22 protein-coding genes are annotated in these 25,816 nt (G+C 44.5%); 8 read left to right on the top strand and 14 right to left on the bottom strand.

Annotation, left to right across the window (positions count from 1 at the left end; translation table 11 throughout):
• Positions 1-35: 35 nt before the first annotated feature.
• Genes FD975_RS02335 through fliF form a run of 4 tightly spaced genes read right to left on the bottom strand, consistent with a single transcriptional unit; the run spans position 36 to position 5,276 of the window.
• The gene (locus FD975_RS02335) at positions 36-1,412 is read right to left on the bottom strand and encodes a FliI/YscN family ATPase (protein WP_215302782.1); all 1,377 of its coding nucleotides are present in this window, start codon (positions 1,410-1,412) and stop codon (positions 36-38) included.
• Positions 1,413-1,417: 5 nt separating this feature from the next.
• Positions 1,418-2,230: a FliH/SctL family protein gene (locus FD975_RS02330; protein ID WP_215302780.1), complete on the bottom strand. Its 813-nt coding sequence runs from the start codon at positions 2,228-2,230 to the stop codon at positions 1,418-1,420.
• Positions 2,217-3,314 carry a flagellar motor switch protein FliG gene (fliG, locus tag FD975_RS02325; RefSeq protein ID WP_215302778.1) on the bottom strand — a complete coding sequence of 366 codons (1,098 nt, stop codon included), beginning with the start codon at positions 3,312-3,314 and terminating at the stop codon, positions 2,217-2,219. The genes FD975_RS02330 and fliG overlap by 14 nt, the downstream gene beginning before the upstream one ends.
• 18 nt (positions 3,315-3,332) lie before the next feature.
• Positions 3,333-5,276 (bottom strand): flagellar basal-body MS-ring/collar protein FliF, encoded by a 1,944-nt coding sequence (gene fliF, locus FD975_RS02320; protein ID WP_215302776.1) that lies wholly within the window; start codon positions 5,274-5,276, stop codon positions 3,333-3,335.
• 179 nt (positions 5,277-5,455) lie between these two features.
• On the opposite strand from fliF, the gene FD975_RS02315 reads away from it, so the two are divergent.
• The 3 genes from FD975_RS02315 to fliE are packed head-to-tail and all read left to right on the top strand — an operon-like array spanning position 5,456 to position 8,473.
• Positions 5,456-6,598 (top strand): PAS domain-containing sensor histidine kinase, encoded by a 1,143-nt coding sequence (locus tag FD975_RS02315; RefSeq protein ID WP_215302775.1) that lies wholly within the window; start codon positions 5,456-5,458, stop codon positions 6,596-6,598.
• A gap of 23 nt (positions 6,599-6,621) precedes the next feature.
• Entirely contained in the window at positions 6,622-8,112 is a 1,491-nt protein-coding gene (locus FD975_RS02310) for a sigma-54 dependent transcriptional regulator (RefSeq protein ID WP_215302773.1), read from the top strand.
• Positions 8,113-8,146: 34 nt separating this feature from the next.
• Positions 8,147-8,473: a flagellar hook-basal body complex protein FliE gene (fliE, locus tag FD975_RS02305; protein ID WP_215302772.1), complete on the top strand. Its 327-nt coding sequence runs from the start codon at positions 8,147-8,149 to the stop codon at positions 8,471-8,473.
• A 64-nt stretch (positions 8,474-8,537) separates the two neighbouring features.
• Here fliE and FD975_RS02300 read toward each other — a convergent pair whose 3' ends face one another.
• The 6 genes from FD975_RS02300 to FD975_RS02275 form a co-directional block, all read right to left on the bottom strand.
• Positions 8,538-8,837 (bottom strand): EscU/YscU/HrcU family type III secretion system export apparatus switch protein, encoded by a 300-nt coding sequence (locus FD975_RS02300; RefSeq protein WP_215302770.1) that lies wholly within the window; start codon positions 8,835-8,837, stop codon positions 8,538-8,540.
• Complete coding sequence (locus tag FD975_RS02295; RefSeq protein WP_215302769.1) at positions 8,830-9,891, bottom strand: hypothetical protein; 1,062 nt, start codon at positions 9,889-9,891, stop codon at positions 8,830-8,832. The genes FD975_RS02300 and FD975_RS02295 overlap by 8 nt, the downstream gene beginning before the upstream one ends.
• Before the next feature lie 70 nt (positions 9,892-9,961).
• Positions 9,962-10,402 (bottom strand): flagellar export chaperone FliS, encoded by a 441-nt coding sequence (gene fliS / locus FD975_RS02290; protein WP_251371441.1) that lies wholly within the window; start codon positions 10,400-10,402, stop codon positions 9,962-9,964.
• A 34-nt stretch (positions 10,403-10,436) separates the two neighbouring features.
• Positions 10,437-12,590 carry a flagellar filament capping protein FliD gene (fliD, locus tag FD975_RS02285; RefSeq protein WP_215302765.1) on the bottom strand — a complete coding sequence of 718 codons (2,154 nt, stop codon included), beginning with the start codon at positions 12,588-12,590 and terminating at the stop codon, positions 10,437-10,439.
• Positions 12,591-12,710: 120 nt separating this feature from the next.
• Positions 12,711-13,112, bottom strand: a complete 402-nt coding sequence (locus tag FD975_RS02280; RefSeq protein WP_215302764.1) for a flagellar protein FlaG — start codon at positions 13,110-13,112, stop codon at positions 12,711-12,713.
• An 88-nt stretch (positions 13,113-13,200) separates the two neighbouring features.
• The gene (locus FD975_RS02275) at positions 13,201-14,850 is read right to left on the bottom strand and encodes a flagellin (protein ID WP_215302762.1); all 1,650 of its coding nucleotides are present in this window, start codon (positions 14,848-14,850) and stop codon (positions 13,201-13,203) included.
• A gap of 232 nt (positions 14,851-15,082) precedes the next feature.
• On the opposite strand from FD975_RS02275, the gene FD975_RS02270 reads away from it, so the two are divergent.
• Positions 15,083-17,281, top strand: coding sequence for a tetratricopeptide repeat protein (locus tag FD975_RS02270; RefSeq protein ID WP_215302760.1), 2,199 nt, complete (start codon positions 15,083-15,085; stop codon positions 17,279-17,281).
• Positions 17,282-17,292: 11 nt separating this feature from the next.
• Here FD975_RS02270 and FD975_RS02265 read toward each other — a convergent pair whose 3' ends face one another.
• A complete protein-coding gene (locus FD975_RS02265; protein ID WP_215302759.1) occupies positions 17,293-17,802 on the bottom strand; it encodes a methyltransferase domain-containing protein in 510 nt (169 codons plus the stop codon).
• A gap of 291 nt (positions 17,803-18,093) precedes the next feature.
• Positions 18,094-18,513: a flagellar protein FlaG gene (locus tag FD975_RS02260; protein ID WP_215302757.1), complete on the bottom strand. Its 420-nt coding sequence runs from the start codon at positions 18,511-18,513 to the stop codon at positions 18,094-18,096.
• 447 nt (positions 18,514-18,960) lie between these two features.
• On the opposite strand from FD975_RS02260, the gene flhA reads away from it, so the two are divergent.
• Genes flhA through FD975_RS02240 form a run of 4 tightly spaced genes read left to right on the top strand, consistent with a single transcriptional unit; the run spans position 18,961 to position 24,263 of the window.
• Positions 18,961-21,051, top strand: a complete 2,091-nt coding sequence (gene flhA, locus FD975_RS02255) for a flagellar biosynthesis protein FlhA (protein WP_215302755.1) — start codon at positions 18,961-18,963, stop codon at positions 21,049-21,051.
• A gap of 36 nt (positions 21,052-21,087) precedes the next feature.
• Positions 21,088-22,722: a flagellar biosynthesis protein FlhF gene (flhF, locus tag FD975_RS02250; RefSeq protein ID WP_215302753.1), complete on the top strand. Its 1,635-nt coding sequence runs from the start codon at positions 21,088-21,090 to the stop codon at positions 22,720-22,722.
• Positions 22,719-23,534 (top strand): hypothetical protein, encoded by an 816-nt coding sequence (locus FD975_RS02245; RefSeq protein ID WP_215302751.1) that lies wholly within the window; start codon positions 22,719-22,721, stop codon positions 23,532-23,534. Before flhF ends, FD975_RS02245 begins: the two co-directional genes overlap by 4 nt.
• A 39-nt stretch (positions 23,535-23,573) precedes the next feature.
• On the top strand, positions 23,574-24,263 hold the full coding sequence (locus FD975_RS02240) for a FliA/WhiG family RNA polymerase sigma factor (RefSeq protein ID WP_215302749.1): 690 nt from the start codon (positions 23,574-23,576) through the stop codon (positions 24,261-24,263).
• A 30-nt stretch (positions 24,264-24,293) separates the two neighbouring features.
• Here the strand turns inward: FD975_RS02240 and FD975_RS02235 are convergent, their stop codons facing one another.
• Together FD975_RS02235 and FD975_RS02230 are read right to left on the bottom strand one after the other, a co-directional pair.
• Positions 24,294-24,977: a tetratricopeptide repeat protein gene (locus FD975_RS02235; protein WP_215302747.1), complete on the bottom strand. Its 684-nt coding sequence runs from the start codon at positions 24,975-24,977 to the stop codon at positions 24,294-24,296.
• A gap of 127 nt (positions 24,978-25,104) precedes the next feature.
• A complete protein-coding gene (locus tag FD975_RS02230) occupies positions 25,105-25,746 on the bottom strand; it encodes a tetratricopeptide repeat protein (RefSeq protein WP_215302745.1) in 642 nt (213 codons plus the stop codon).
• Positions 25,747-25,816 lie beyond the last annotated feature (70 nt).

Genomic DNA, 25,816 nt, shown 5'->3' with positions numbered 1-25,816 from the left:
AGGCGCAGAAGTAGCTCAATAGCAGACATAAGGAATTAAACCACCGGTGGAGCGATCTCGAAAAGGAGTTTTTCAGTTTGATCGATTGGAATGGTTTGCTCGGCATCTTGCTGTAAAAATGCCTGAATTTTTGGCCAAGCCTGGAGCGCTGCATCTAAATCTGGGTCAGTTCCGGCAATATAGGCGCCCATAGAAACTAAATCGCGCCCCCTCATATACCGACTGTAGAGTTGCTTTAGGCGCCTTGCGGATAAGAGATGCTCTTTGGAAACCACTTTAGGCATCACACGAGAAATTGACTTTTCAACATCAATAGCTGGGTAGTGACCACTATCTGCTAATTCACGAGATAAGAAGAAGTGACCGTCCAAAATTCCGCGGGCAGTATCCGCAACTGGATCATTCGTATCGTCACCTTCTAGCAACACGGTATAAAACGCCGTAATCGATCCATCGGGATTAGCGCCATTACCAACGCGCTCAACCAGTTCAGGCATACGTGCAAACACACTAGGCGGGTATCCACGTGCTACTGGCGCTTCACCTAAGCTCAAACCAATCTCGCGCAATGCCATCGCATAACGCGTCAGAGAATCCACAATGAGAACAACATGTTTACCTTGATCTCTAAACCAGATAGCTACATCAGTTGCATACGAGGCACCCTTAGAGCGCGCTAAGGGTGAAGCATCTGCTGGAGCAGCAACTACAACAGCGCGCTTAAATGATTCAGGGCCGAGTGTGTCTTCACAAAACTCACGCACCTCACGACCACGCTCACCCACCAAACCAATCACGATCACATCAGCTACGCAGTTGCGCGCGAGCATACCTAATAAAACGCTTTTACCAACCCCAGAACCAGCAAAGATTCCAACCCGCTGTCCTCGACCCACTGTGAGCAAACCATTGACTGCTTGAATCCCAACATCTAATGGCTCATGAATTGGGGTGCGATCCAATGGATTCAAAGTTCTTTGAATAAATGGAGAGAATTGCTTTTCCCCATAACCTTTGCCATCAATCGGACGACCTAAGCCATCGACTACACGACCAAGCAGACTCTCGCCGATGGGCAATGGCTCACCGATGCTATTGGAGGTATATCCCGATCCAGAATTAAAGGGGGTATCTGCTGGATAAACCAAAGCTCCAGGAGAAATACCTTCCATCGTGTCGATCGGCATTAAATAGGTAATGGCACCGTTAAAGCCGATGCATTCAGCATCGTATGTTTTGCCACCGAGTTCAGACAGTATGGTTGCACCAGTACCAATGCTCATTGGCAAACCTTCTACCTCAAGCACAATTCCAGAAACCCGCTTGAGCTTACCCTCACGAATCGAGCGAGGCGCTTGCGCCAGATGCTGCCTGCGCATCTCCAGTTGATCTGCTAATTGAGTCGGCTGCAAGTGACTCACTCTTTCTCCACCTCACCAGAGTCAGGGAGATCTAGGTTCCGCTCTTCATCCAGGTGAGAGTCATCACTAGATTCATCTTCAAGCATATTGATGCTGCTATCGATCAAGGCTTCTGTGTTCACCGTTGCGAGCTCTTCAGCAGTGCCATCCAAACCTAAGGCGTTTCTGACGAGAGCTAAGCGTGCCTCAAGGCCCACATCAATACGTGCACCACTCACCTCAACATAAGCATGTCCTGGGCGTACATCCGCGTCAACCAAAATAGTGCAGGCAAATGGGAGACCGGGATCATCAACAATTTTTTTCCAAGTCTCAACCTCTTCTGCTCGCAGACGCAGGTAAAGATTTTCACCGGGGCGTGGAAGACGCATCAAGGCTTCTTGAACAGCCGCTACGAACGGAGCACGCTCCATTGAAATATTGGCAGCAAGGCGAGAGGCAATCTCAAAACTCAGTTGTGTGAGGGGCTCAGCAATGGCCTCAGGCATTCCAGTGATTGATTCAAGCAATTGACCCAGAGCATCTTGTAAACGTTTAGTTTCTTCGTCTGCCTCGACATAGCCCTGCTTATAACCCTCGCGATAGCCTGATTCCTTGCCTTCTTTGTAACCGGCATCCCTACCTTCTACAAAACCTTGATTTGAGCCTAACTCATAAGCTTCTTTATAGGCGTTGTCGCGAATCGCCTCAACCTCTTCAACCGTTGGGTATTGAATAGGCGCAACCTTAGGAGGTTTAGGGGGCTTTGGAGGATCAAAGGAGGGAGGCTCCCACCTCGTCAGCAGGGAGTCCTCATCAGAGGAAGGCATCGGCTGACTTGCCCCTTTCCATGATCATGCGGCCTTCATCAGCCAAGACACGTGCAACACGAATAACTTCTTTTTGCATCTCTTCGACTTCTTGTACCTTGACTGGTGGGCGAGTCTCGAGATCTTCGCGCACGCCATCGGCAGCACGCTTGGCCATATTTTTGAAGAGCTTTTCGCGCAACTTTGGACTTGCGCCTTTCAGAGCAACGATCAAAGTTTCTTGCGGAACCTCTAACAAGAGGGTCTGTAGTGAACGATCCTCGATGTCGTTGAAATCCTCGAACACGAACATCTTCTCTTGAATTGCATCAGCCAATTCGCCATTAAAGTTACGAATCGTATTGAGCGCTTCTTTGTCCAAGCCACCGGACAGCATATTGAGAATTTCTGCAGTAGGCACAACACCACCTACGGTGCTTCTGCGGAAGTCGGCATCTGGACCTGCGGATCGTGACATGACTTCGTTCAATTCTTTCAAGGCAGCTGGTTGGACTTTCTCTAATAAGGCAATACGCAAGATCAATTCGTTACGCAAATCATCAGCAAACAACTTGAGAACAGAGGCTGCTTGCGATGGTTCCAAGAACACCATCACTGTAGCAATAATTTGCGGATGCTCATTCTTAATCATCTCGTACAGAACATCAGATTCCATACGCTTCAGAGTTTCAATACCCGACATGTCGAGCGTGGACTCTAGACGACCGAGCAAATCAGAAGCACCTTCAGCGCCCATCGCTTTAGTCAGCATGTTTTGCATGAAGGAATCGGTATCGAAAGCCACTTGTGAGTTATTCGCAGTGACATCCTTAAACTGACGCAACACTTGCAATACAAGATCGCGACTTAAGGAGCGAACAACCGCCATCTTTCCGGATAGGCGCTGCACTTCAAATGGCGTCATTTGACGCAAAACATTTGCAGCAGATTCAGCACCTACTGCCAACAACACCACGGCAGCGCGCGAAGCACCATCCAGCTCCTCGAAAGTCAAACTTCCAGATTGAGTTGCGCCCTTGACGCCCTCTTTCAGAGCTTCAGCGATCGAGAGCTGTTTGGGGGCGCCGGTTTCTTCGTCAGCCATGTCTATCTACTCTTTATCTCAACCAGCGTTTGCCGCAGCGGCATTAGCAGTATTTGTTTTTTCGGCATCATCGGCCAGCCACTCTTTAAAGATAGAGGAGACCACTTTAGGGTTCTCCTCCACAAATTCTTGCGCGTACTTGAGTAACTCGTCGTACTCTTGCTTCTTCTCTTCATCAGCACGTTTACGATCTTCTTCAAGCTTGGCACGCTCTTCCTCAAGACGTGCGCGCTCTTCTTCCTCAGCAATTCGCTGACGCTCTTTGAGCAATTCCATTTCCATGCGACGCTTGTCGCGAGCTTTCGGATCCATTTGGGCCATCTCAGCCTTCATCTTCTCATCAAACTCTTCTTCTATACGCTGCTCTTCCAAGGCCTCATCCATCTTCTTAGGAAAGAGTAAAGGCTTCACAACGCCAAAGAAAATAATACCTAGAGATCCCAAAATAATCGCAAACTTAAAGAACTCTTTGCTGAGCTCAATTACACCCGCCTGCTTGTAAAAAGGAGGTTCAACGTCAGCTTCAACCTTAAACGGAATATTGGCAACACTGACGCTATCACCACGACGCTCATTAAAGCCAACAGCATCACGAGCTAGGTTATTAATCTGGTCCAACTCTTTGGCGTTATAAGGCACAGGCTTGAGTGGCTTACCATCTTTATCAACCCCGGTGGGCTGCTTGTAGTTCACTACTACACCAGCAGACACTCTTCTGACTTGACCTTTTTCAGATTTAATTCTCTGAATCGCACGATCTAACTCGTAGTTGATTGTTGAGTCTTTTTTGATGTTGCTAGCAGTAGAGCTTGAACTTGATGGCGGTGCATTGAGATTCTGCGGCCCAGCAGCAGCTCCGCCTGCCGCATTAATAGGCGCCTGACCGCCACCAGGAGGTTGGTTGGTGAGCGCACCAGGGACGCCTGCCGCTGCAGATCCAGGTGTTGCTGCTTCGTTTGTTTGCTGACTTCTAATGGAGGACTGATTTGGTGGTGAGTTGCGACCGAACGTTTCTTCGGTTCGCTCAAGCTCACCAAAATCCATATCAACCGTTACTTGAGCACGTACATTTTCTTTACCAGTGACGGGCTCTAAGATGGCCTGAACCCGCTTAGATAATGCGCCTTCAAGTTCCGCTACATATTTCAACTGATTGCTATCCAAGCCCATTAAACGTTGGGCATTGGGGGCTAGGAGACTACCTTCAGCGTCAACAATAGTGACATTGGCTGGGCCTAGATTAGGCACTGAAGAACCTACTAAATTCGTGATGGCAGCAACTTGCTGAGCATCCAAGAATCGACCAGGATGCATTGTGACGACAACAGATGCAGTGGGTTTTTCTTGCTCACGCATAAATGCGGTTTGCTTAGGAATGGCTAACATCACACGAGCAGATTTAACCTGCGCCAATGAGCTAATGCTACGAGCCAACTCACCCTCAAGACCACGCTGATAGTTCACCTGCTCTACAAACTGGCTGGTACCCATTTTTTGGTTTTCAAGCAACTCAAAACCAACGTTGCCCGCCTTGGGAAGCCCTTGTCCAGCAAGGCGCAAACGGGTTTCATAAACAGATGACTCTGGCACCAAAATAGCAGCACCACCTTCTGTGAACTTGTAAGGAACATTCATCTGCTGCAAGGCAGCTACGATCGCAGCGCCGTCACGCTCGTTAATACTGGAGAAAAGTACGCGGTAGTCATCCCTACTTCGGCCGGAAATCGAAACAAAGACCAAGACTGCAATAAAGAGGAAGAGTGCAGCAAGTACGATCAGGCGCTGTTGTAGACCAAGAGCACCAAAACGCTGTTGGAGTTCGCCTAATTTTGAGGGGAGTTTGACCTTGCCCTTAGATGGGGCCATCGCTGGAATAGCTGCGGAGGCGGCTTTAGAGCCAATGCTGACTACTGCTGCATCCTTTTCGCTTTCCTGTATTCCGGGCTTTGCCTCTTCGCTCAATGGGTCGATTCCGTCAAATCAGGTAAAAATTCTGTAAACATAATATCACTAAATATAGAACCTTTTTGCCTTTTTTCCCTAAATATTGATATTCTATGGGAATAAAGAGGCAAAATTTGCCGCCCTAGTTATTACAAAACCAAAGTCATTTAATACGCATTTAGCCATAGATAAATACATTGACCAAGTCAGCCCCCAATATAACCGCTGAGAAAGATCCCACTCTAGCTGCTAAGCACCTAGAGGAAGCATTTGCCATTTTTTATGCGGAATCTCAAAAACTCGAGACTCAGCAAGCAGCTCTTCAAGAGAAGATCAATCAACTCAGCTCCGAGTTGCAAAAGTCCAATCAGCGCTTAGGGATCCTATTAAATGCCATTCCAGCTGGAGTAATACTGCTCGAGAACAATATTGTTCTGCTTCATAACCCAGCAGTCCTTCAGTTCTTACCTAGCTTAAGCACAGGCAATCATTTTCAGTTGCCACATGATTGGCAAGCCTCTATTGCCCCTGGAGAGTACCTGATTGGTAATGCCGAGGATCGCAACTCCCCGCAAAAAATGGTTCAGGTCATTCGCATTGACGAGGGCATACGTAGCTTTGTGCAGATTCAAGACATTACCGCCAACATTGCTCTTCACCAAGAAACCCAGCGCGAAAATCGCCTCACTGCCATGGGCAAGATGGCTGCCGGTATTGCACACCAATTTCGCACACCACTTGCTACCGCCCTTCTGTATTCATCCCATCTTTGTGATGATGAAGTGCAGCCAGAGATGGCTAAAGAGTTTGCCTTGCGCTTACGCAAGCAATTACTTGATCTAGAAAAACTTTCACAAGACATGTTGCGATTTATTTCTAATCGCCCCACCAAAACTGTTCTTACATCTGCCAAACAACTAATTGATGAAGCGCAAGCTAGCATTCAGGCCCTGTTTGAAACAAAGCAAGTAAAGCTCAATGTTCAGTGCAATATTTCTGAGACAGCCATGTTGCTAGTAGAACCAAAATCTATTCCGAATGCATTAGTGGCTATTCTTGAAAACGCACTAGCAGTCTCACAGCCTCAAGATACTGTCTTACTGACTGCAAATATTGATTCAAAGAAATTGATCATCACCATTGAAGATCAAGGCCCCGGTATTGCGAGCACCATCATTGACTCCTTGTTTGAGCCCTTCTCTACTACCAGCGCTAATGGCACTGGTCTTGGTCTATCGATCGCCAAAAATACTTTAGATGCCCACCGTGGAACGATTGCCGTTCACAACACCAAGCACGGTGCAGTCTTCAAGATTACCTTACCCATCACGCAACAATAAATACTGAGAAACGAACTATTGAAATGAATGACGCTATTGATCAACGTTTCCCTGTGATTCTGGTTGAGGATGATGAAGACCTCAGAGAGGCTATTGCAGTCACGCTGCGCATGAAAAATATTGACTTTGTGACCCACCAAAGAGCTGAGACAGTAGTGCCCCTCTTACGCCCTGGGCTCAAGACTGTATTGGTTACAGACTACAAGCTGCCTGGCATGACCGGCTTAGATCTGCTCAAGATTGCACAAACAGAATGCCCCGATTTACCAGTGGTCATCATGACTGCCTTTGCCGATACCAAGCTTGCTGTCGAGGCACTGAAAGCAGGTGCAAGAGACTTTCTGATTAAGCCTTTTGTGCCACAACAACTCATTGAAATTATTTCTCGCTATTACCCACCAGAAACGAATTCTGCAAGCACACCTGAAGCATCTGCTCTAGTAGAAGCCACGCCAAAAACTAAAGAAGTGGGCTCACAGATTCGACCTGCTGAACACAACGTGATTGCCGTAGATCCACAAAGTATTGCTACCTTCACAAGATGTGAACGAGTAGCTGCAACCGATACGAGCGTTTTAGTGACAGGTGAATCTGGTGCAGGTAAAGAAGTAATTGCGCATCACATTCATAAAACATCTAAGCGCGCAAAAGGTCCTTACGTAGCGATTAACTGTGCTGCCATTCCAGAGACTTTGCTGGAATCGATTTTGTTCGGTCATGAAAAAGGTTCATTTACTGGCGCTACCAAATCACAAGCAGGTAAATTTGAGCAAGCTCATAAAGGCACTCTCTTCTTAGATGAAATTGGAGAAATGCCAGCACCGCTTCAAGCCAAACTATTGCGCGTATTGCAAGACAAAATGATTGAACGCATTGGATCTACGGATTCGATTCAGGCAGATGTGCGAATCATTGCAGCTACTAACCTCAATCTTCAGGAGCAAGTCAAGGCAGGCAAGTTCAGGGAGGATTTGTACTTCCGCCTAAACGTATTCCCGATTCATGTTCTGGAATTGCGTAACCGTCCGCTGGATATCATTCCCCTAGCGGAGTTCTTTCTCAAACGCTATAGCGTAAATATTGGTCGTGATTCGCTTACCCTGAGTGTGGCAGCCAGAGCTCTTTTACAAAAGTACCCTTGGCCTGGCAATGTCCGCGAACTTGAGAACATTATCCAAAGAGCGGTTTTATTGGCAGACGGGGATCAAATCTATGCGGAAGACTTGGAGCTGGATGACTCCCAACTGACCCACACAGCCACAGTCGATCACTCCCCAAAAGCAGCAATAAATCCAGCTCCAGATAGCAATATGCCCCAAAATGGCACAGAAATTGCATTATTTAAGGGTGAAGTGAGTCAGGATATTGAGTCGGTTGAGCGTGAGCACATTCTCAAGGTTTTGGCAGAAGTAAATGGAAATAGAACGAAAGCCGTAGAAGTATTAGGTATCTCAGCAAGGGCATTACGCTACAAGCTGAAAGCCTATAAAGAAGCTGGCTTTCTAAATGAATGAGTATTTTGATTGTTTTTGTTAGATAATTAGGCGCATGAGCACAACAACCAGCGTAGATTCGATGATTACCCGGATGCAGGCATTAGCCGCTGCAGCCAGTGGTCAGCCTGTCGCTACTGATAACCAAGCTGGCAATGGTGTTGATTTCTCTGCAGTTCTCAAAAACGCCATTGAAAATGTTAATACCGCCCAAAATAGTGCTCAAGCTAAAGCCCAGTCTTTCGCAACTGGTGCATCAGATACCTCACTGGAAGACGTGATCGTCTCCCTCCAAAAAGCCAACCTTTCCTTGCAAGGGATGATTGCCGTTCGTAACAGATTGGTGGATGCTTACAAAGAAGTGACTAACTTACAAGTTTAAGTAGTCCAAGCCCCCAGACAAGCAAAAGCCCAGTTCAACTGGGCTTTTTTATTACCAAGATCTCTTATCGAGAATCTATCGGAATGTTATTTGGATTGGGTACGGTTTTGCCATCCACCTCATAGGCCCAAGCCAGCACTTCAGCCACTGCAGCATAGAGTTTAGGGGGCACTAATTCATTCAGTTTGAGTTGCATTAAAAACTCCACTAGCTCTGGCTCTGTTTTGGTTGGAATACCAAATTCTTTTGCCCTGGCCAAAATGGCTTCGGCCACAAAGCCCTCACCTTGTCCGGTAATGCGTGGTGCAGCGCTATTGACCTCATAGGCAAGCGCAACTGCTTTACGGATCTTTTTCTCATCCATTGGATGATCCCCCACCCTTTAGGCTGACTTTGGTATCAGGATCAACTTGCGCGCGTATTTGTTCTAGCAAATCTGAAAAAGCATTTGTCAGGGTGCTTTGCGCCTCAGGAGTACCTTCTACTGCTACGTGCACACTTTCGCCAAACTGAGTGCCGACAACTTTAAATGGGCCCAAGTTTGGCAAAGTAACTTCCATCGTGATGCGGCTACCTTTTTGTAATTGCCCAGGCTGATCTGGATCTGCTTCCCATGCATCCTCGCGATATAAGCGCCCTTGGACGTTTGGCATCAGTTGCCCTTGCCAGAGAATATCTCCGCGCAAAAGTAATTTGACTGAGTCTCGTACTGCCGGTGAGTCTGTTGAAAGCTGGTTAACTAAATTTGCGGTTTCAGTCTCAACACTGTTACTGGTGGCTAATGGTGCTCCGTCTTCCTCACTTGCAGGAAACAATAAGCGCTTGAGCTGATCAGCTGCAAATATTCCTGAGCTCTGCAGATTTTGATACAAAGTCGCCATTGCCAATTTAGGATCCGCGACATTAACAAGTGGGGTTTGAGTACTAGCTCCAGGCCAATTAACCACAGCATTTTGAGCTATAGCAGCCTTTGCATCTGTAGTAATGGACTTGCCAAGCTGAGGCACATCAACCGCCAAGATATCTGAGAGCAGCTGCCCAAGTGCAGCACCACCCAGGGTATCCATGCGCGCCAGGCTCTGGGATAACAAACTCGTTACTCGAGCTTGAGACGGATTACCTGAGGCCTCTGCCAGATCACCGGTCATAGATGAAAGCTCTAAGAAGACTGCCTGATCAACATTGGGCTCAGATGCAACAGCGGCACCCGCTCTAGCAGCGGCATTCTGCAATGCATCGTGCATAGCGGCGCTAGCAGATGAATCCCCAACTGGTAAGGGCATCTTTAATGCTACCCGGGGGTCGATTGCACCAAGACTCTCGACAACCGCTGGTGCAGATGGAGGGGTAATTAAATCATTGCGGTGGTAATCCACCACAGGATTGATGGGTAAATTCGAGGGAATTGGTATGGCCATACTCAATCCTCGCTAATGTTAATGATGCTAGCCATCATATCTCTGATAGCACGACAGCACCAAATTAATTCTAGTAATGTGTGGCCTGAGAAATATTGACTTCAACACTTGAAGTTGAAACCAAATGTACTATTTCATCTTTTGGAGCCAAAACCAACCATGCTTCATATAGCGGCCACAATACATCCAAAATCTCTTGAACTTTCTCAGGGGATTTATTTAATCGTGCACTTAAAATCTCACGTAAAGTCCATTCATATACAGCACCGAGACTTAAAGCAACTTCACCTCCACCTTCGTAATCAAGGCATGCCAACAAACCCTGCTGAATAAGGTCATGAGCTTTAGTAAAAGATTCAATTCCATACTCGCCATTATCCAGAGCATTCTTGGCTAATTTCAAATGATCAAAGACTCGTTCATAAACTAGAACAATCAGTTGACCTGCGTCTGAGCCATTAACCCCAGTAAGCACTTCATTTGCAGCATAGGCGCGAGCAGATTTATTCATCACTAATAATTCCCCGTAGATAGCACGCCAATCATTAATTACTGCTTTGACTGTTGGTCAAAGCAGTAAATGCGCTTGATAAGGCAGTACTTGTTGAGCTTAGCTGATATAAAAGTGCATTTAAAGCTGAGTATTGGGCAGTTAGATTATTTTGAATTGTTAGCAGTCGCGCTTGCAAATCAGCCTGATGCTTCGTTAAGTTACTAGATGCAGTTGTTTTGGCCAGTATCTCCAAGGACAAAACGCCATTTGTGCCAACTTGCGAGTTAATAAATGCCAGTAGATCTGTAGTTCCAGCAGTTTGTGTCGAGGTTAAATCAGCAACATCAGCATTTGAAGTTGTGCTTGTGAAAACAACGGAGGTGCCAATCGCTCCTGCACTAGACCATCCCGTTAAAACTCCAGATGTAAAGGTTCCACCAGTTAATGCACTAAGAGATTTGCTGCTGTTAAAGCTGTCTGCTGTGGTACCTGCTGGCGAGAGTGACGAAAATGCAGATGCCACTTGCGCTGCGCTCGCTCCACTGGATCCAGCCTTAAAAGTTAATCCAGCAAAAGATAGGGTTTCGTTTGGCGACATTGAACTAAATGCAACACTAGCAGACTCATTACTTGAAGCGGTGCCTTGCGTTGTTGTAACTCTGGGGTTGGAAGATAGCGTACCTGTAACCCCTCCAATTTTGACCCCTGCCGATAAAATACTTTGCAACCCTTTGTTGCTAGCCAAAGCATAAGCTGCATCATTAAACTTTATTGTTCCATCAAGCTGCAAATCCATTCCCATGGCGCTCAAACTAATAGTGCTTAATTTACCAGTTACAGGATCAGGACTGCCATAAGTTGCCCCACTCGAAAGTTTAGACTTTATATCACCAATAAAAGATAAAACTGTTGGTGAGTTAGCAAATGTCCCTAGCTTGTTTGCACTGGAATTGCTTGGGTTTGCAGTCATGGACTTATAAGTGCTTACAAGATCATTGTATGCACTAATTAGGTTCGCAATGGTTTGCTTTGAATTATCTGCGCCCCTAGCAATATTTAAGACCTGCGTCGTGCCAGAGGAAGAAACCAAATTTAAAGCAACCCCGTCAATAACATCCCCGACAGCATTAGACGATCTAACAAAATCCGTTCCATTGATTGTAAAGGCCGCATCTTGTGCCGTGCTTACAGTAGTTGCAGTAAGACCACCAGCCGAGCCTGAGCTCACAAGATTATCAACATTAGAATTCGATATATCACTAGTAAATACAATGTTGGCACCGGTGGCAGACCCACTGGACCAAGCGCTTAAGCTTCCGGCCGTAAAAGCGCCTCCACTCGCATCCCCCAATCCCTTGTCAGTATTAATACTAGTATAGGTTTCCTCATTTGCGATGCCAGCAAACGCTGCAGCAACTTGATCTGCTGTCGCGCCACTGGTGCCAGCTGTAAAGGTCAAGCCGCCAATAACCAGGGTTTGTCCTGCCGTCAAAGCATTAAAAGTTACGCTTGCAGATTCAGTGATGGTTGGCACATCCGCAGAACCTGAAGTAATTACGATTGAGGGGCCTGAAACCATGTCTAGACCAGCATAACTAAGAGCATTAGCAACTCCAGTTTGCGTTCCTTGAATCATCAATGCATAGTGCGAAGAATCAGTGGTTTGAACAAGACTAGCATTTACGTTCACGCCAAGTCCATTGATCCAATTACGTAAATCACCAATAGTTGCACTTGCGGCAAGAGAGGGCGTTCCAGCAGGCGTCCCCAAGGTGTTGTAAGTCGTGGACCCAACTGTAATAGAAAATCCCGCTACAGAGTTGATACCCGCCAAATCCGTCATCGAAGAATACCCGGAGATAGTGAATTTTGATGCGGATGCGGTAGAGCCAACGGTTACGTTGTAACTGCCTGGTATAGCTCCATTTGCGGCATTAGCCTGCAAGATCGTTGAATCGGTTGTGCTGGCAACAGCACTATTGTAAGAGGCGGGATTTTGGAAAGCTTTAAGCATATCCCCTAATGCCGAAACTTTGCTCTTAATTGTCCCTAAATCACTAATAACTACCTGTTGCTGGGAAATTTTGGCGGCAAGCGCATCTAGTGGCTTATTCTCAACTGTCATTAATTGAGCAACAATACTAGCCACATCTATGGAGGCAGCTCCCGCACTAGAAGTGCTTGCACTAGATGAAGAAACCGCCATTTCTTAAATTCCCACCCTTATCAATACAACGCTGTTAAAGAAATTAGTTCCCAGAAAAGCATGCTGAGGTAGATAAATTTATGCAATTTTCGTGCCAAGACTAGACTTGGCACGAAAATATTATGCTTTTTGATGCACTAAAGTTGCGTTTAATTGCTCAAAACTTTGGGCAATACGAATTAATTCTTCAGTTGGCAATTGCCGAACGACATCTCCAGTTTCCGGATTTGTTACGCGAACAATGTGATAACCAGTTGTGCTGTCAACAGAAAAGCTTAAATTGCGGCCCATAGACTGAACAAAACTTTGAATCTGCTCAGCAGCTTTGGCAACTACTTCGCGCGTTGGCTGCGTTACCTCATTTACTGCAGATGGCTTAATTTCAGTGCTGGCAGCTTTTGACACAACCTCCGCATCACTGCGAATTGGCTGAGCTACTCGCTCAGGTACTGAACCAGCCGTTTGCATTACTCCAACTGCCATTGGCTGTGGCACAGAATTCAATGCGGCGACTTGACTCATATATTACCTCCCATTAACTACATAATGCGTATTCCTAAGGCACAAAAATCAGGTCACCCTGATTTTTGTGTATTGCTTTGCAAATTACTTATTTCAATAAAGACAAGATTACGTTTGGCATTTGATTGGCCTGCGCCAACATTGCTGTTGCAGCCTGCTGCATGATCTGTCCTTTAGTCAATTTTGCAGTTTCAGCTGCAAAATCTGTATCAATAATTGCAGAACGTGAATTTTGCAAGTTAGTGCTTTGAGCTTGTAAGTTTGTAGACACAAAGCTCAAACGATTCATTTGGGAGCCGAAAGTTGCACGCTTAGTAGATATATATTCGAGAGCATTATCTACCGCAGCGGCAGCATTTTTAAATGCGGTCTGCCATGTATCGATCGTATCACCAGCTCCGAGGGTTCCTAAATTACCGGCTGATGATGAAGTAATACGAGTGCCTAGCGTCATCATCTCAATTGCTTGACCAGCTGTTGATCCACTACTTCCAGTTTGCACATTCAAAGTGTCGATTTGAATAAACTGATCAGAAGTTGGACCGCTTTGGAACTTCAATGCACTGTTATTTCCAGAGCCGACAATAATTGCCCCAGTTGTTGAGCCCGCGCCGCTTGTTCTTGTTGTCAAGGCGGTTACCAACTGTGCGCCCGTCTGTTGCTGGTAACTCTTAATATCAAACTGAATACCAAAACTACTAAAGTTAACAGTTTCTGTTGCGTTTGCAGCATTAGTTGATAGTTGAATTTCTTGTACTGTAGATACACCGTTAATAGTGCCAGACAATTTCAAATAATCAGCACCAGTTGCAGTTGTTGCCATTGTGTAAGTTCCAGGTGCAACGCCAGATAAACGAACATCAGTAACATCACCGTTAACACCATTAATGACTAATGTAGAGCCCTTAGTAACAATTGCGGCAGCTAAAACTGCACCAGTTTCAGACGCAGCTGCGGCGTTAGTAGTATTTAAGGTGAAGGCAACCCCAAACTTATCAAAATTCAATACCTGACTTGTTGTTCTTGCGGCCAAGTTGTCTGAAGGTGCATCAGCAACAGTAACAGTCTGAGACTGGGAAAGGCCATTAAAGGTGCCAGTCATTGTCAACTGGTTATTAAGGCTTGTGAATGTATAGGTACCAGGTGTGCGAGTAGCAAGACTTGGGTCAATTGCAATTGAATAAGTAGATGTTGCAGCATCACCGAGGTTTTTGGTAGCTACACCCAAAGTACCTGCAGTAGTTGCCACAGCAACCGCAGTGGTTGTTAAGGTTTGGCCGGCCACTAAATCTGAGTTTACAGAGTCAATCGAAGAGCCAGAAGTCAATAAATTAATTCCATTAAATGCTGTGCGTTGAGCGGTAGCATTGATTTCAGTATTGAGGTCTTTCATCTCCTGAACAATATCTAGTTTTTGATTAGCCGAAAGTGATCCATCATAGCCCTGGACTGATAATTGCTTTAGACGCAAGAGCATATCCTGAATTGATGAAAGTGATGTGTCTGCGGTTTGCAATAAGTTGGTTGCATCAGATAAATTACGTACTGATTGATTTGTACCATTAATCTGACTCTGCATATTTTGGGAAATCGCCAAACCTGCTGCATCATCTTTTGCGCTGTTTATTCTCAAACCAGAAGATAGTCTTTGGACAGATGTTGCCAAATTGTTCTGAGCATTGGACAGGCTATTTTGCGCAAAAAGCGAAGCTAGGTTTGTGTTAATTACTGTTGACATTTTTTTCTCCTAATGGGATCGACATCCCGATATCTGAATTAACGGCAAGTTTTAAGTTTTCGTTTAGACTTTCACTAACTTATTTAAATTGCCTCGTACTTTTCAAACGGATAAATACATGTTTGTGGTTAGTTAATTTTGCAAGTGCTTGTATTAATTGATTTTTTTCAAATAGAATGGCATTTTTTGCCCTCTTCTACACCCACAAATAGCATCCATACATAATTCATCAATGAATCAATCTATCGAGCAAAAACTCAACGAACTCATTCACAATGGCCTCAACCATCAAAAATCTGGGGATCTGGCAAAGGCTTCAAATATCTACCAGGAAATATTGAGGATATGTCCAAATCACTTTGATGCTCTTCATTTGCAAGGCGTCATTCACTCCCAAAACAAGGAATTCGAGCTGGCTGTCAAACTACTTAGAAAAGCAAAGAAACTCAATCCGAAATATGCTGCGGTGCACAATAATCTTGGGATTGCCCTTCAAAATCTAAACAGCCCATTGGAGGCAGCTAACAACTTCAAACTAGCAATAAGCCTTGACCCCAACTATGCTTCCGCATACTTTAACCTTGGGAATGCCCTTCAGGATCTCAAAAGATTTCCTCAGTCAATTGATGCCTATAACAAATGTATTGATCTTGATCCACAAAATGTACACGCCTATTACAACAAAGCTCACGCACTTTATCTAACGGGCAAATTTGACAGTGCAATAGAGGGGTACAACAATGCACTTTGTTGGGATCCACAATTTGCGCTGGCACTAAATAATCGAGGGCTTGCCAAAGCTGCACTGTATAAATATGCAGAAGCTATTGATGATTACAACTCAGCTATTACCTTGGATCCTAAGGCTGCACTTTTCTACAATAATAAAGGGAGCGCACTTTCCAAATACGGGGAAAAGGAAGATGCTCTCAATTGTTTTAGAAGGGCTATAGAATTGGATGGGGACTTCATCGATCCCATTTGTAATTATGCGGATTTACTACGCGAGCTTAAAAGGTATGATGAAGCTAAAAACGCATATGAATATGCTCTAGCCAAGAATCCAAATTTAGATTATCTGCTTGGCATGCTATTACACGTGAAAATGATCGCATGGGACTGGGGAAATTTTGACCAGCTCTTGAGCGAGGTTTTAGAAGGTGTTAAAAAAAATAAAAAGGTCTCGCTGCCATTTCCGCTTATTGGGATTCAAAATGAACCCAAAATTGAGCAAAAATGTGCAAGAATTTATGCTCAAGATAAAAATTTAATTTCAGTTGAAAAAATTAAATTTAAGGGCAATGAAGTTTCTCGAAAAATTAAAATTGGATACTTTTCTGCCGATTTCCATAATCATCCAGTAGCCCATTTAATTTCAGGGATGTTTGAATTCCATGATAAAAGCCAATTTGAGATAATAGGATTCTCGCATGGTCCAATAATTAATGATGAATCAAGAGTAAGAATAGATAACTCGCTAGATAAAGTAATTAATACCCTAGACCTATCAGATGATGAAGTTGTAAATCTGTGTCGCCATATGGAAATTGATATTGCAATTGATTTAGGTGGATACACAGCAGGAGCAAGATTTGAGATATTCTCAAAAAGATGCGCGCCAATCCAAATAAATTATCTTGGATTCCCAGGAACAATGGCTAACACTGCTTATGACTACATTATTGCAGATGAATTTTTAATTCCCGAGGATGCTAGAAGTTTCTATACCGAAAAAATAATTTATCTTCCTAGTTACCAAGTAAACGACTCGACGAAAAAAATTGCTGACTCAATCCCAGCCAGAAAAGAGTTCGGCCTAGAAGAAGGCAAATTTGTATTTGCATGCTTTAATAATTCATACAAAATAAATCCAAGGGTAATGAAATGTTGGATGAATATCCTTAATGCTACCCCAAACAGCATTCTATGGCTTGCAAATAACTTTAGCGCAGCTAATGATAGATTACTGGCGGAATTCTCAAAATATGGTGTCGATAAAAAAAGAATCGTTTTTGCACAAAGATTGCCGGAGATGAAAGACCATTTAGCAAGACTTAAACTAGCTGATTTATTTCTTGATACCTTTTTTTACAATGCTCATACCACTGCTAGTGATGCACTTTGGTCAGGCCTTCCTGTTGTGACATTAGCAGGAAGAACATTTTCTAGTAGAGTTGCGGGAAGCATTCTCAAATCACTCAATACACCTGAATTAATAGCGTACTCAGAGGATGAGTATGAGCGTATCGCAATTAATCTCGCTAATAACAGAGATAAATTAGATTTAGTCCGAGAAAACATTGCTAAAAATAGATTAACCTCCAAATTATTCGATACTGAGTCTTATACACGCAGCATCGAGCGTGGATATTCAGAGGTAGTAACTATGTGGCGCAAAGGCATTTCACCAGCCAATTTATTTATTTATTAAATTCATAAATGCTACTTTCTCGCAATAATATTTAAGCTAACTGGAAATCCAAAGGGCATATAGTTACTCGTATCCTCAAAAAGATCAAAAGATTCGACTTTTTGTGCGTGAGTAAATCCAACATCCCGCAAAAAATCAATCATAAATTGCTGATTCCAGCCGAAGTAATGAAAGTCGTGCTCATCCATTTGCCCCCCAAACATCATGCGCATAGTAAGCATTTTCTGATTAGGGTTTAATTTTGGGTCAATGAAGGTGCGACACAAGATATCTAAATCAGGAACCGAAATATAAAAAAGACCGCCAGGGGATAAGACCCTAAATATTCCCTGAAACGTTGCCAGCATTTTTTTTTGAGGCACATGCTCCAAAACATGGCTTGCATAAATCTCGTCAAATTGACAATCCTCAAATTGCTCAAGGTCTGATATGTCGCCCAAATAATCTACATTCGTAAATTTTTGCACATTCAGAATCTTCCAGCCATCTTTGGCCTGCAAGCCGCCTATATGTAACTTCATCCCCACCCTTTATTTCAATACTTAAAACTTTAAGTCTACTCCAGTGTTTTGATTAACCGCTAAAAGCATGTTGCTTTTCGCTTGAATTTGTATCACATCGTAAATGTACGACTCCTCTCTTTAGCCTCTATTTATGGAGAGCTAGCGAATACTTTAGTTCACCTCAATGATGGAATTGAGAATTAAATCTTAGAGTTCGATTAAGCACAAGAATTGTGGATGAGTAAAGCTACAACCTATACCTGATAAGCCCTCTAGCCGGAAGCCAAATCCTTTAATCAGGCTTTAGTTTTAAGCTTTTTGATTTACCAGGCCGCTCTTATATTGCGGTAAGCTTTGTGCAATTTTTAGCAATTCCGGGGATGGCATTTGACGCACCACTTCTCCAGTTTGGGGGTTGGTAACTGTTACAATATGATATCCAGTTGCACTATCGATTGAAAACCTCAGATCTCTCCCCATAGATTGAACAAAGCTTTGGATTTGTTCAGCTGCTCTATCAATTGCAACTCTGGATGCTTGGGCTGTTTCAGCAACATTAGAAGGTTTTATTTCAGTGCTAGCTACCTTGGAAACTATTTCCGCATCGCTTGGAACAGCAGGAGTAGCAATCTTTATTGGAGCAGCATCTACAGGCGTGCTTGTACCCTGCGACACATTTGCATACTGTGTGCTCGCCACATTTCCTGTTGAAAAAACTACACCTGACATGATTTTTCTAACTCATCCTCTTGCGAAATTAACATCTTTAGAAAGCATTGACCATAAATCACTCAATCTTTTTAGATAAAGAAGGGGTGACTCCCTATCGTCTTATACGGCAATTATTCCGAGAGTGTTTAGCTCTTTTTATCAATTATTCTGAAATAAAAAATATTCCCATATAAATCAAATACTTATATATTTATAATGTCGAAATATGAGCCTTAATTGATTAAAATTCAACTTATAAGCTCTAGCCCACCAACGCTATTTTTTGAGAGGCAATTTTTGTCTAAAAAATGCGGCAATTATTGCCATTTTTAATGTTTTTTCCCCTGAAATACAGTATATTTAGGGTCTATTGGGGTGCTAAACACTATATATAGGTTAGCGCCTACTGATTTAGTGCAGTTTTTTGGCAATTTTTAATCATTTATCAGGCAATAGACCTATCGCATGAAAATATTGGGTTTTGACACCTCAAAGTTGCCGAGCCCATCGGCACAAGGCGCCATCCCGATTTTGGTACTTTTAGTACTGATCATGATGCTGGTGCCCTTGCCAGCCATCATTCTCGATGTGCTCTTTACCTTCAATATTGCGCTGTCCATCATCGTTCTATTTACAGCGATCAATATCAAGAGTTTTAAAGATTTCGTTGCCTTCCCAACGGTATTACTGTTAACCACCCTACTTCGCCTGTCCCTTAACGTCGCTTCGACTCGTATTGTGTTGATGGACGGTTACAAAGGAACGGATGCTGCCGGTAAGGTGATTGAGGCCTTTGGTGTTTTCTTGATTGGCGGTAACTTTGCGGTGGGTATCGTGATCTTTATTGTGATCACGATCATTAACTTTGTGGTGATCACCAAAGGTTCCGGCCGCGTAGCGGAAGTCTCTGCTCGCTTTGCTTTGGACTCCATGCCTGGTAAACAGATGGCGATTGACGCTGATCTCAATGCTGGTCTTATTCAGCAAGAAGAAGCAAAATCACGACGCGCTGATGTAGCGCAAGAAGCAGACTTCTTTGGTTCCATGGACGGTGCGTCCAAGTTCGTGCGTGGCGATGCGATGGCCGGCATCATGATTTTGGTAATCAATCTCATCGGTGGTGTGATGATTGGCGTCCTGCAACATGGCATGGATTTTGGCAAGGCGCTTTCCACTTTTGCATCACTGACAATTGGTGATGGCTTAGTTGCGCAGATTCCAGCGCTCGTTATTTCTACTGCGGCCGGTATCTTGGTAACCCGCGTTGCCACCGAGGATGATTTTTCCGGTCAGGTCTCCAAGCAGTTTGAAGCGAACAGTAATGCACTGGGCGTTGTAGCTGGAGTGCTCGGCATCTTGGGCATCTTGCCTGGTATGCCCCATGTCATCTTCTTAGGCTTTGCTGCCCTTTTTGGTGGTCTTGCTTATTTAACCCACCAACGCATTAAGAGAGAGGCTGCAGCAACTAAAGTAGCTTTGGCTCAGCCAGTTGTTAATGAGGAGCTAGAGTGGAAAGATGTTCCAATCGTTGAGCCACTCTGCCTTGAATTAGCGTATCGCCTCATTCCATTGGTAGACAAAGGTGATGAGAGTGATCTCATTAAACGCATTAAAGCGATTCGCCGAAAATTCGTTACTCAAGTAGGATTTTTAATTCCGTCTGTACATATTAGGGACAACTTGCAACTGAGTGCTGAGACTTATCGTATTTTGCTTTACGGTGCTGAGATTGGACGAGGACAGTGCTTGCCAGATCGCCTATTAGCGATTCAACAAAGTGGTACCGATAAAATTCCGGGCATCGAAGTGAAAGATCCAACCTTTGGTATGCCTGCTGTTTGGATTGAGCGCACCATGCGCGATGAAGCCATTGCTAAAGGCTATACCGTCGTTGAACCTGCAGTAGTCATCACTACGCATTTAGATCACCTCATTCATCAGCATGCTGCCGAGCTATTAGGTCGACAAGAAACCCAAGACCTGCTTGATCACTTCAAGATGAGTTACCCGAAATTGGTTGAGGATGTCATACCGAAAATTGTTACCGTGGCGCAGCTGCAGCGCATCTTGCAATTACTGCTGGAAGAAAATGTTCCCATCAAAGATCTGCGCACCATTTTGGAAATCTCTAGTGAATATGCGGGCAAACTCAATGATCCTTTAGAGATCTTGCCGCATATTCGTTATGCACTGCGTCGCACGATCGTTCAAGATGTTTTAGGTGATGGCAATAACTATCAAGTATTGGGAATTCAGCCAGAGTTTGAGCGCCTCATTGAGCAATCGATTGGTGCTGGAGCCATTGCTCCGGATGGGCTGATTGAGCCCTCTTTAGCCCGCATGTTTGGGGAAGAGGTTATCAGGGGTGTTCAGGAGATGGAAAACCAAAACCTGCCGCCAGTCATTGTCAGTGGCACACGGACTAGAACCACCATCTCCAGAATTGCTCGCAGGGTCTGCCCTCAGGCGGTGGTATTGGCATTAAGTGAGCTACCACCAACCTCCAATCTGGCTTTCTTCAAGGTTCTTTGTTCCCAAACGGGCAAAAACCCCTAAAATCACTATTAAAGAGATCTACTCCGGAGTTTAAGCATGGGCCCCCAAAAATTTATTGCAGCCAATACCGCTGATGCGTTAAAGCTGATTCGTACAGAATTGGGTTCTGACGCTATGGTGCTCTCCACTAAAGACACCGACCAAGGCGTAGAAATTATTGCCATTACTTCACAAGATTTAGCCAATCTATCCACACGCTCCGAATCGCTCGATGCCCTTAGCAGTGAAGCCAGCCCTTTTTCAGAAAGATCGATGGCTCAATCTGGTCTGTCAGACAAGTTTGAAAACGCTATTGCGCGTCGCGCCCAAGCCCCCGCGCCAAAACCATATGGCGAAATTCCTGCGGGTAGCTTAAGACGCAACCCAGCTAGAGCGGGTCGCTCTGTCAGAGCTCCTGGTGCAGAAGCATTTTTACCAACTTCCTTTAACAATGCTGAACGTATTCAGCGCAGTGATAGCAGCGTAATCAATCCGTCCAATAATGACGCGATATTTAATGCCTCTGCTGCTGCCAATGCAAAAGCAGCGCAAGATGTTGCAGCTCTCAATGCAGCTAGAGTTTCAGCTCTCAATGCGGCTCAGGCGCATCGCATCTCGGAAGCCGGATTACAAAAAGCAAATGCGCCTGCTGCGGCCGCTGCACCTGCAGTAAATGCCGCCCCAGCAGTCTCCAATATATTTGAATCAGGTAGTTCACCTAAAGTAGAAAAGCTGCTTTCTGAGATCAGTGAAGTTAAATATTTACTGCAATCGCATGTTGCCGGTAATTTCTGGGGAAATATCCAACAGGAAAATACCCACGTTACCGAGATCGTGAAACACCTTCTCAATAGCGGATTCTCTCCCAAGCTATGCGCCGAGATTGCACGTAACTTGCCTCAGGACTTGAGTTTGCCAGCATTGCTAAAAAATGCTCGTGAGCAAGTGAAATGCATGATCAAGACATCGCATGCCTTTGACATCTTTGATCGTGGCGGCGTCTTTGCCTTTATTGGACCTACCGGGGTTGGCAAAACAACAACTGTTGCCAAAATTGCTGCACGCTGTGTATTGCGCTATGGCCGCAACCAAGTTGCTCTTCTTACCACCGACACCTATCGTATCGGCGCTCAAGAGCAACTCAAAACATTTGCAAAAATCCTGGGGCTTTCAGTCACAGCTGTACGAGATAGCGAAGATTTAGCTGCAAAGATTAAGGACTTCTCTAATCGCAAGATTGTCCTGCTAGATACCGCCGGTGTGAGCCAACGCGATACGCTCATGGTTGAGCAATCTCAATTACTAGAGCATGGCTCTAACAAGGCACGTCGCATTTTAGTCATGAGCTCTACTACCGATCTACGCACCCAAGAAGAAGTGATCAGCTTGCACAACCAGGCTATGCAAAATGCCAATGGTGAAAAACTGGATTCTGTCATCATCACCAAGATTGATGAGGCAGCCCATCTTGCACCAGTGATTGATAGCGTGATTCGTCATGATTTATCAGTCATGTTTGTCTCTAATGGTCAACGCGTTCCCGAAGATCTCAGTCAGCCCGATATTAATTACTTGAGTCACCGTGCGATGGCAATGCGTGCTTTCTCAGAAACCTTCTCGATTACTGATGAACAGGTACCCGCTCTTCTTTCAGACCACCTGGGTGACTGGATTCGCAAAGTCAATCAATGAGTACAACAACTACAGGTAGCGTGGATCAAGCTGCGGGTTTACGCAATATCTTTGGCGCTGAGTTATCGAGGGTCATTTGTATTGCCAGTACGCTCGATCCAGACTCCACTATTCACTTGGGTCATGGCACAGCGCATAGTATTAAGCAGTTGGGTCACAGGGTACTTCTGATTGATGAGATTGCTTTATCAGATCGCAAAACAATGTCCGGGTTTTTATACCCAGTCCGCTATGACTTAGGACAAGTGTTTACTAGCTCCATCAATTTGGCAAGAAGCATTAAAGCCATTGAAGAGAATTTTTGGTATGCCACGAGCGTTAAATTGCGCCCAGAGATCGCCCATCGTTTTGCTAAATATCCTCAGCTGGATCAACGCTTAGTTAATCATGAAATTGATATCGACTACATCGTTTTTCCGACAATTGATCCTCAGGCAAATATCGTTGCCTACTACGGCAGTAATATCAAACGCATATTAGTAACCGCAAGCGATCAAGATTCCCTCAAAAAGGCCATGGTGATGATTCGTCAAATGGCAATTTTGCAAATTGATGAGCCGCTCTCAGTATTGATTGTGGGCGGTGAAGATGAAGCTGCTGGTGCTCAGGCCTTTGAAAAACTCCACAACGCATCCGTTTCTGCACTCGAGCAGCCCTTAGATTTCATTGGATGGATCAAAGCTTTAACTGCCGAACGCGTTGAGCTAGACCCTGATGATTTGACTTGGAACCCAGTCAGCAAAGGCGAGACACATGAATTTGTGATGCCTATGGGATTCTTCAAGGCGATTTCCGCAAAGATTACGAGCTAAGTCGCATAAAATTAAGCATTCCCAATAAACGAGTTGTGATTGAAGCCATCCACTTATTCCCAGTCAATTGATATCAATCAAGCCATTGAAGAGCACTTACCGCTAGTCAAGCGGATTGCTCATCAAATTTGCTCAAGACTGCCGCCTAATGTGGAAGTAGATGATCTTATCCAAGAAGGTCTAACTGGTCTCCTCGATGCCCTAACCCGCTACGAGCCTCAGGCTAACTTAGCTTTTGAAGCTTATGCAAGAACTCGTATTCGAGGTGCTATCTATGATTCTTGCCGTAAAAATGACATTCTTCCGCGTAATCAGCGCGATGAGCTCGTAGGGCTTGAAAAAGTCACCCGCAAGCTGGAGCAAAACTTAGGGCGTCACCCATCTGAAAAAGAAATTGCCAGTAGCGCAGAAATCACCATTGAGGCCTACCATGCCATCATGGCCAATATGGTGCACTTGATGCCACTTGATGATTTATCAGATGATTTACTACCTTCTGATGCCGATGATTCAGACCCGATGAGAGCAGTTGCGATGAGTCAGTTGGCAGATCGCATAGCAACTATTCTTGAGGGATTACCTGAAAATGAAAAACTGGTATTTGCACTGCATTACCAGGAAGACTTGTCTTATCGAGAAATTGCCCAAGTGATGAACATCACCCCAGGCCGTATTAGCCAAATTCATACTCAGGGAATGATTCGGATTAGAGCCAAACTGAAAGTCTAATCACTAGCACCGTACGACTACTGCTCTCAGTTACAGAGACCTATATAGCGTGCGCATGTTCTGAATTTTTCCAAACTGCGCTTCCGCAGCATCAAATTCTTTATCGTAATTACCTTTGTTGGCATGCTGAAACATAATGAGCACTCGATGGGCTTGATCATGTTTTTGAAGAGTTGCTAGCACCAAGTAATAGCAAGCCTTTTTATGATCCTGAGGAATATATTCCCCTTTTTCATATAAACAGCCCAAGGTATAGGCAGACTGACGGCTCCCCTCTTCAGCGCCCTTGGCTAAATATGCAATACCCTTGCGAACATCCCTAGGAACACCTTGCTCTTCACCTAGGCCTAAAGCATAGATATTTCCAAGATTACAGTAGGCATCATGCACCTCTTCCTTGATAGCCTTCTCGTAATACTCAATGGCAGTCTTATAGTCTTGCTTGATTTCTCCCATACCGCGCTCATGCATGAGGCCCACATTGAAGTGGGCATAACCATTACCTAAACTGCTATTGGAATTTACCCAAGTAAAAAGTTTATTAATTTGCTCTGGGTCAAGATGACCATCAAAACACATCTTGGTTAGGGCAAACTGCGCTTCTTGATCTAAATCGATTGTCGCTAAGTCATAAAAAATCTCGAACGCAGCATCATACCTACCTTTTCTGAGATTTAAGGTGGCGATATCTAAACGAGAATTATCAAACTGCATAAAACACCAATCGATTAAGTGATGAGTCTATTTTAGAACATGAAGCTTGATTTCAGTTTGAGCACAAAAAAGAAAAAACCTCAAAGGCACTAGGCATTTGAGGTTTTATTTTCAAAGCCAAATTAGCTTATAGGCATTTATATAGCTGCCGCATATTCTCAATCTTACCGAACTGTAACTCAGCAGCCGACATCTCTGCATCGTAGTCTTCTTTGTGGCTATGAACAAAAATATGCAGCACCCGCTTTGCTTGATCATGACCTTGAAGCGCTGCTAAGGAAAGGTAGTAAAAGGCTTTTTTAAGATCCTGCGGAATAAATTCACCTTTGCCATAGAGCGAGCCCAAGGTATAAGCACATTGACGACTACCCTCTTCAGCGCCCCTTGCTAAAAACTTGATTCCATTATTTATATCTCGCGGCACACCTTGATCCATTCCCAGGCCCAGCGCCAGGATATTGCCCAAATTACAGTAAGCATCCTTAACATCCTCTTTGATGGCTTTTTGATAGTAATCAACTGCAATTTTATAGTTCTGAGCAACTTTTCCAAGACCACGTTCGTGCATCAGCCCCACATTAAACAGGGCATAACCATTACCTAGACTGGTGTGACCATTTTGGAGTTCGTAGAATTTCTCAATATGCTCCGGCGAGAGATTGCCATCAAACACCATTTTGGTCATTAAGAAAACAGCGTCATCGTTCTGATCATTGACCGCACAGTCGTACAAAATATCAAAGGCAACATCAAACTTGCCTTTTTGCATATTCAATTGACCTAGTTCAATTGCTCCGTAACCCATGATTTCTAACTCCTAGTAAGGCATTAATTTTATT

Source organism: Polynucleobacter sp. AP-Jannik-300A-C4 (assembly GCF_018688335.1).
Taxonomy (GTDB): domain Bacteria; phylum Pseudomonadota; class Gammaproteobacteria; order Burkholderiales; family Burkholderiaceae; genus Polynucleobacter.
This window is presented reverse-complemented; position numbering and strand designations above follow the sequence as displayed.

Bases quoted from the DNA above. Each gene is read 5' to 3' on its own strand.
- FD975_RS02330 (WP_215302780.1), bottom strand. From the start codon at position 2,230: ATGCCTTCCTCTGATGAGGACTCCCTGCTGACGAGGTGGGAGCCTCCC.
- fliG (WP_215302778.1), bottom strand. From the start codon at position 3,314: ATGGCTGACGAAGAAACCGGCGCCCCCAAACAGCTCTCGATCGCTGAA.
- FD975_RS02310 (WP_215302773.1), top strand. From the start codon at position 6,622: ATGAATGACGCTATTGATCAACGTTTCCCTGTGATTCTGGTTGAGGAT.
- fliE (WP_215302772.1), top strand. From the start codon at position 8,147: ATGAGCACAACAACCAGCGTAGATTCGATGATTACCCGGATGCAGGCA.
- FD975_RS02300 (WP_215302770.1), bottom strand. From the start codon at position 8,837: ATGGATGAGAAAAAGATCCGTAAAGCAGTTGCGCTTGCCTATGAGGTC.
- FD975_RS02295 (WP_215302769.1), bottom strand. From the start codon at position 9,891: ATGGCCATACCAATTCCCTCGAATTTACCCATCAATCCTGTGGTGGAT.
- fliS (WP_251371441.1), bottom strand. From the start codon at position 10,402: ATGAATAAATCTGCTCGCGCCTATGCTGCAAATGAAGTGCTTACTGGG.
- fliD (WP_215302765.1), bottom strand. From the start codon at position 12,590: ATGGCGGTTTCTTCATCTAGTGCAAGCACTTCTAGTGCGGGAGCTGCC.
- FD975_RS02280 (WP_215302764.1), bottom strand. From the start codon at position 13,112: ATGAGTCAAGTCGCCGCATTGAATTCTGTGCCACAGCCAATGGCAGTT.
- FD975_RS02275 (WP_215302762.1), bottom strand. From the start codon at position 14,850: ATGTCAACAGTAATTAACACAAACCTAGCTTCGCTTTTTGCGCAAAAT.
- FD975_RS02270 (WP_215302760.1), top strand. From the start codon at position 15,083: ATGAATCAATCTATCGAGCAAAAACTCAACGAACTCATTCACAATGGC.
- FD975_RS02265 (WP_215302759.1), bottom strand. From the start codon at position 17,802: ATGAAGTTACATATAGGCGGCTTGCAGGCCAAAGATGGCTGGAAGATT.
- FD975_RS02260 (WP_215302757.1), bottom strand. From the start codon at position 18,513: ATGTCAGGTGTAGTTTTTTCAACAGGAAATGTGGCGAGCACACAGTAT.
- flhA (WP_215302755.1), top strand. From the start codon at position 18,961: ATGAAAATATTGGGTTTTGACACCTCAAAGTTGCCGAGCCCATCGGCA.
- flhF (WP_215302753.1), top strand. From the start codon at position 21,088: ATGGGCCCCCAAAAATTTATTGCAGCCAATACCGCTGATGCGTTAAAG.
- FD975_RS02245 (WP_215302751.1), top strand. From the start codon at position 22,719: ATGAGTACAACAACTACAGGTAGCGTGGATCAAGCTGCGGGTTTACGC.
- FD975_RS02235 (WP_215302747.1), bottom strand. From the start codon at position 24,977: ATGCAGTTTGATAATTCTCGTTTAGATATCGCCACCTTAAATCTCAGA.
- FD975_RS02230 (WP_215302745.1), bottom strand. From the start codon at position 25,746: ATGCAAAAAGGCAAGTTTGATGTTGCCTTTGATATTTTGTACGACTGT.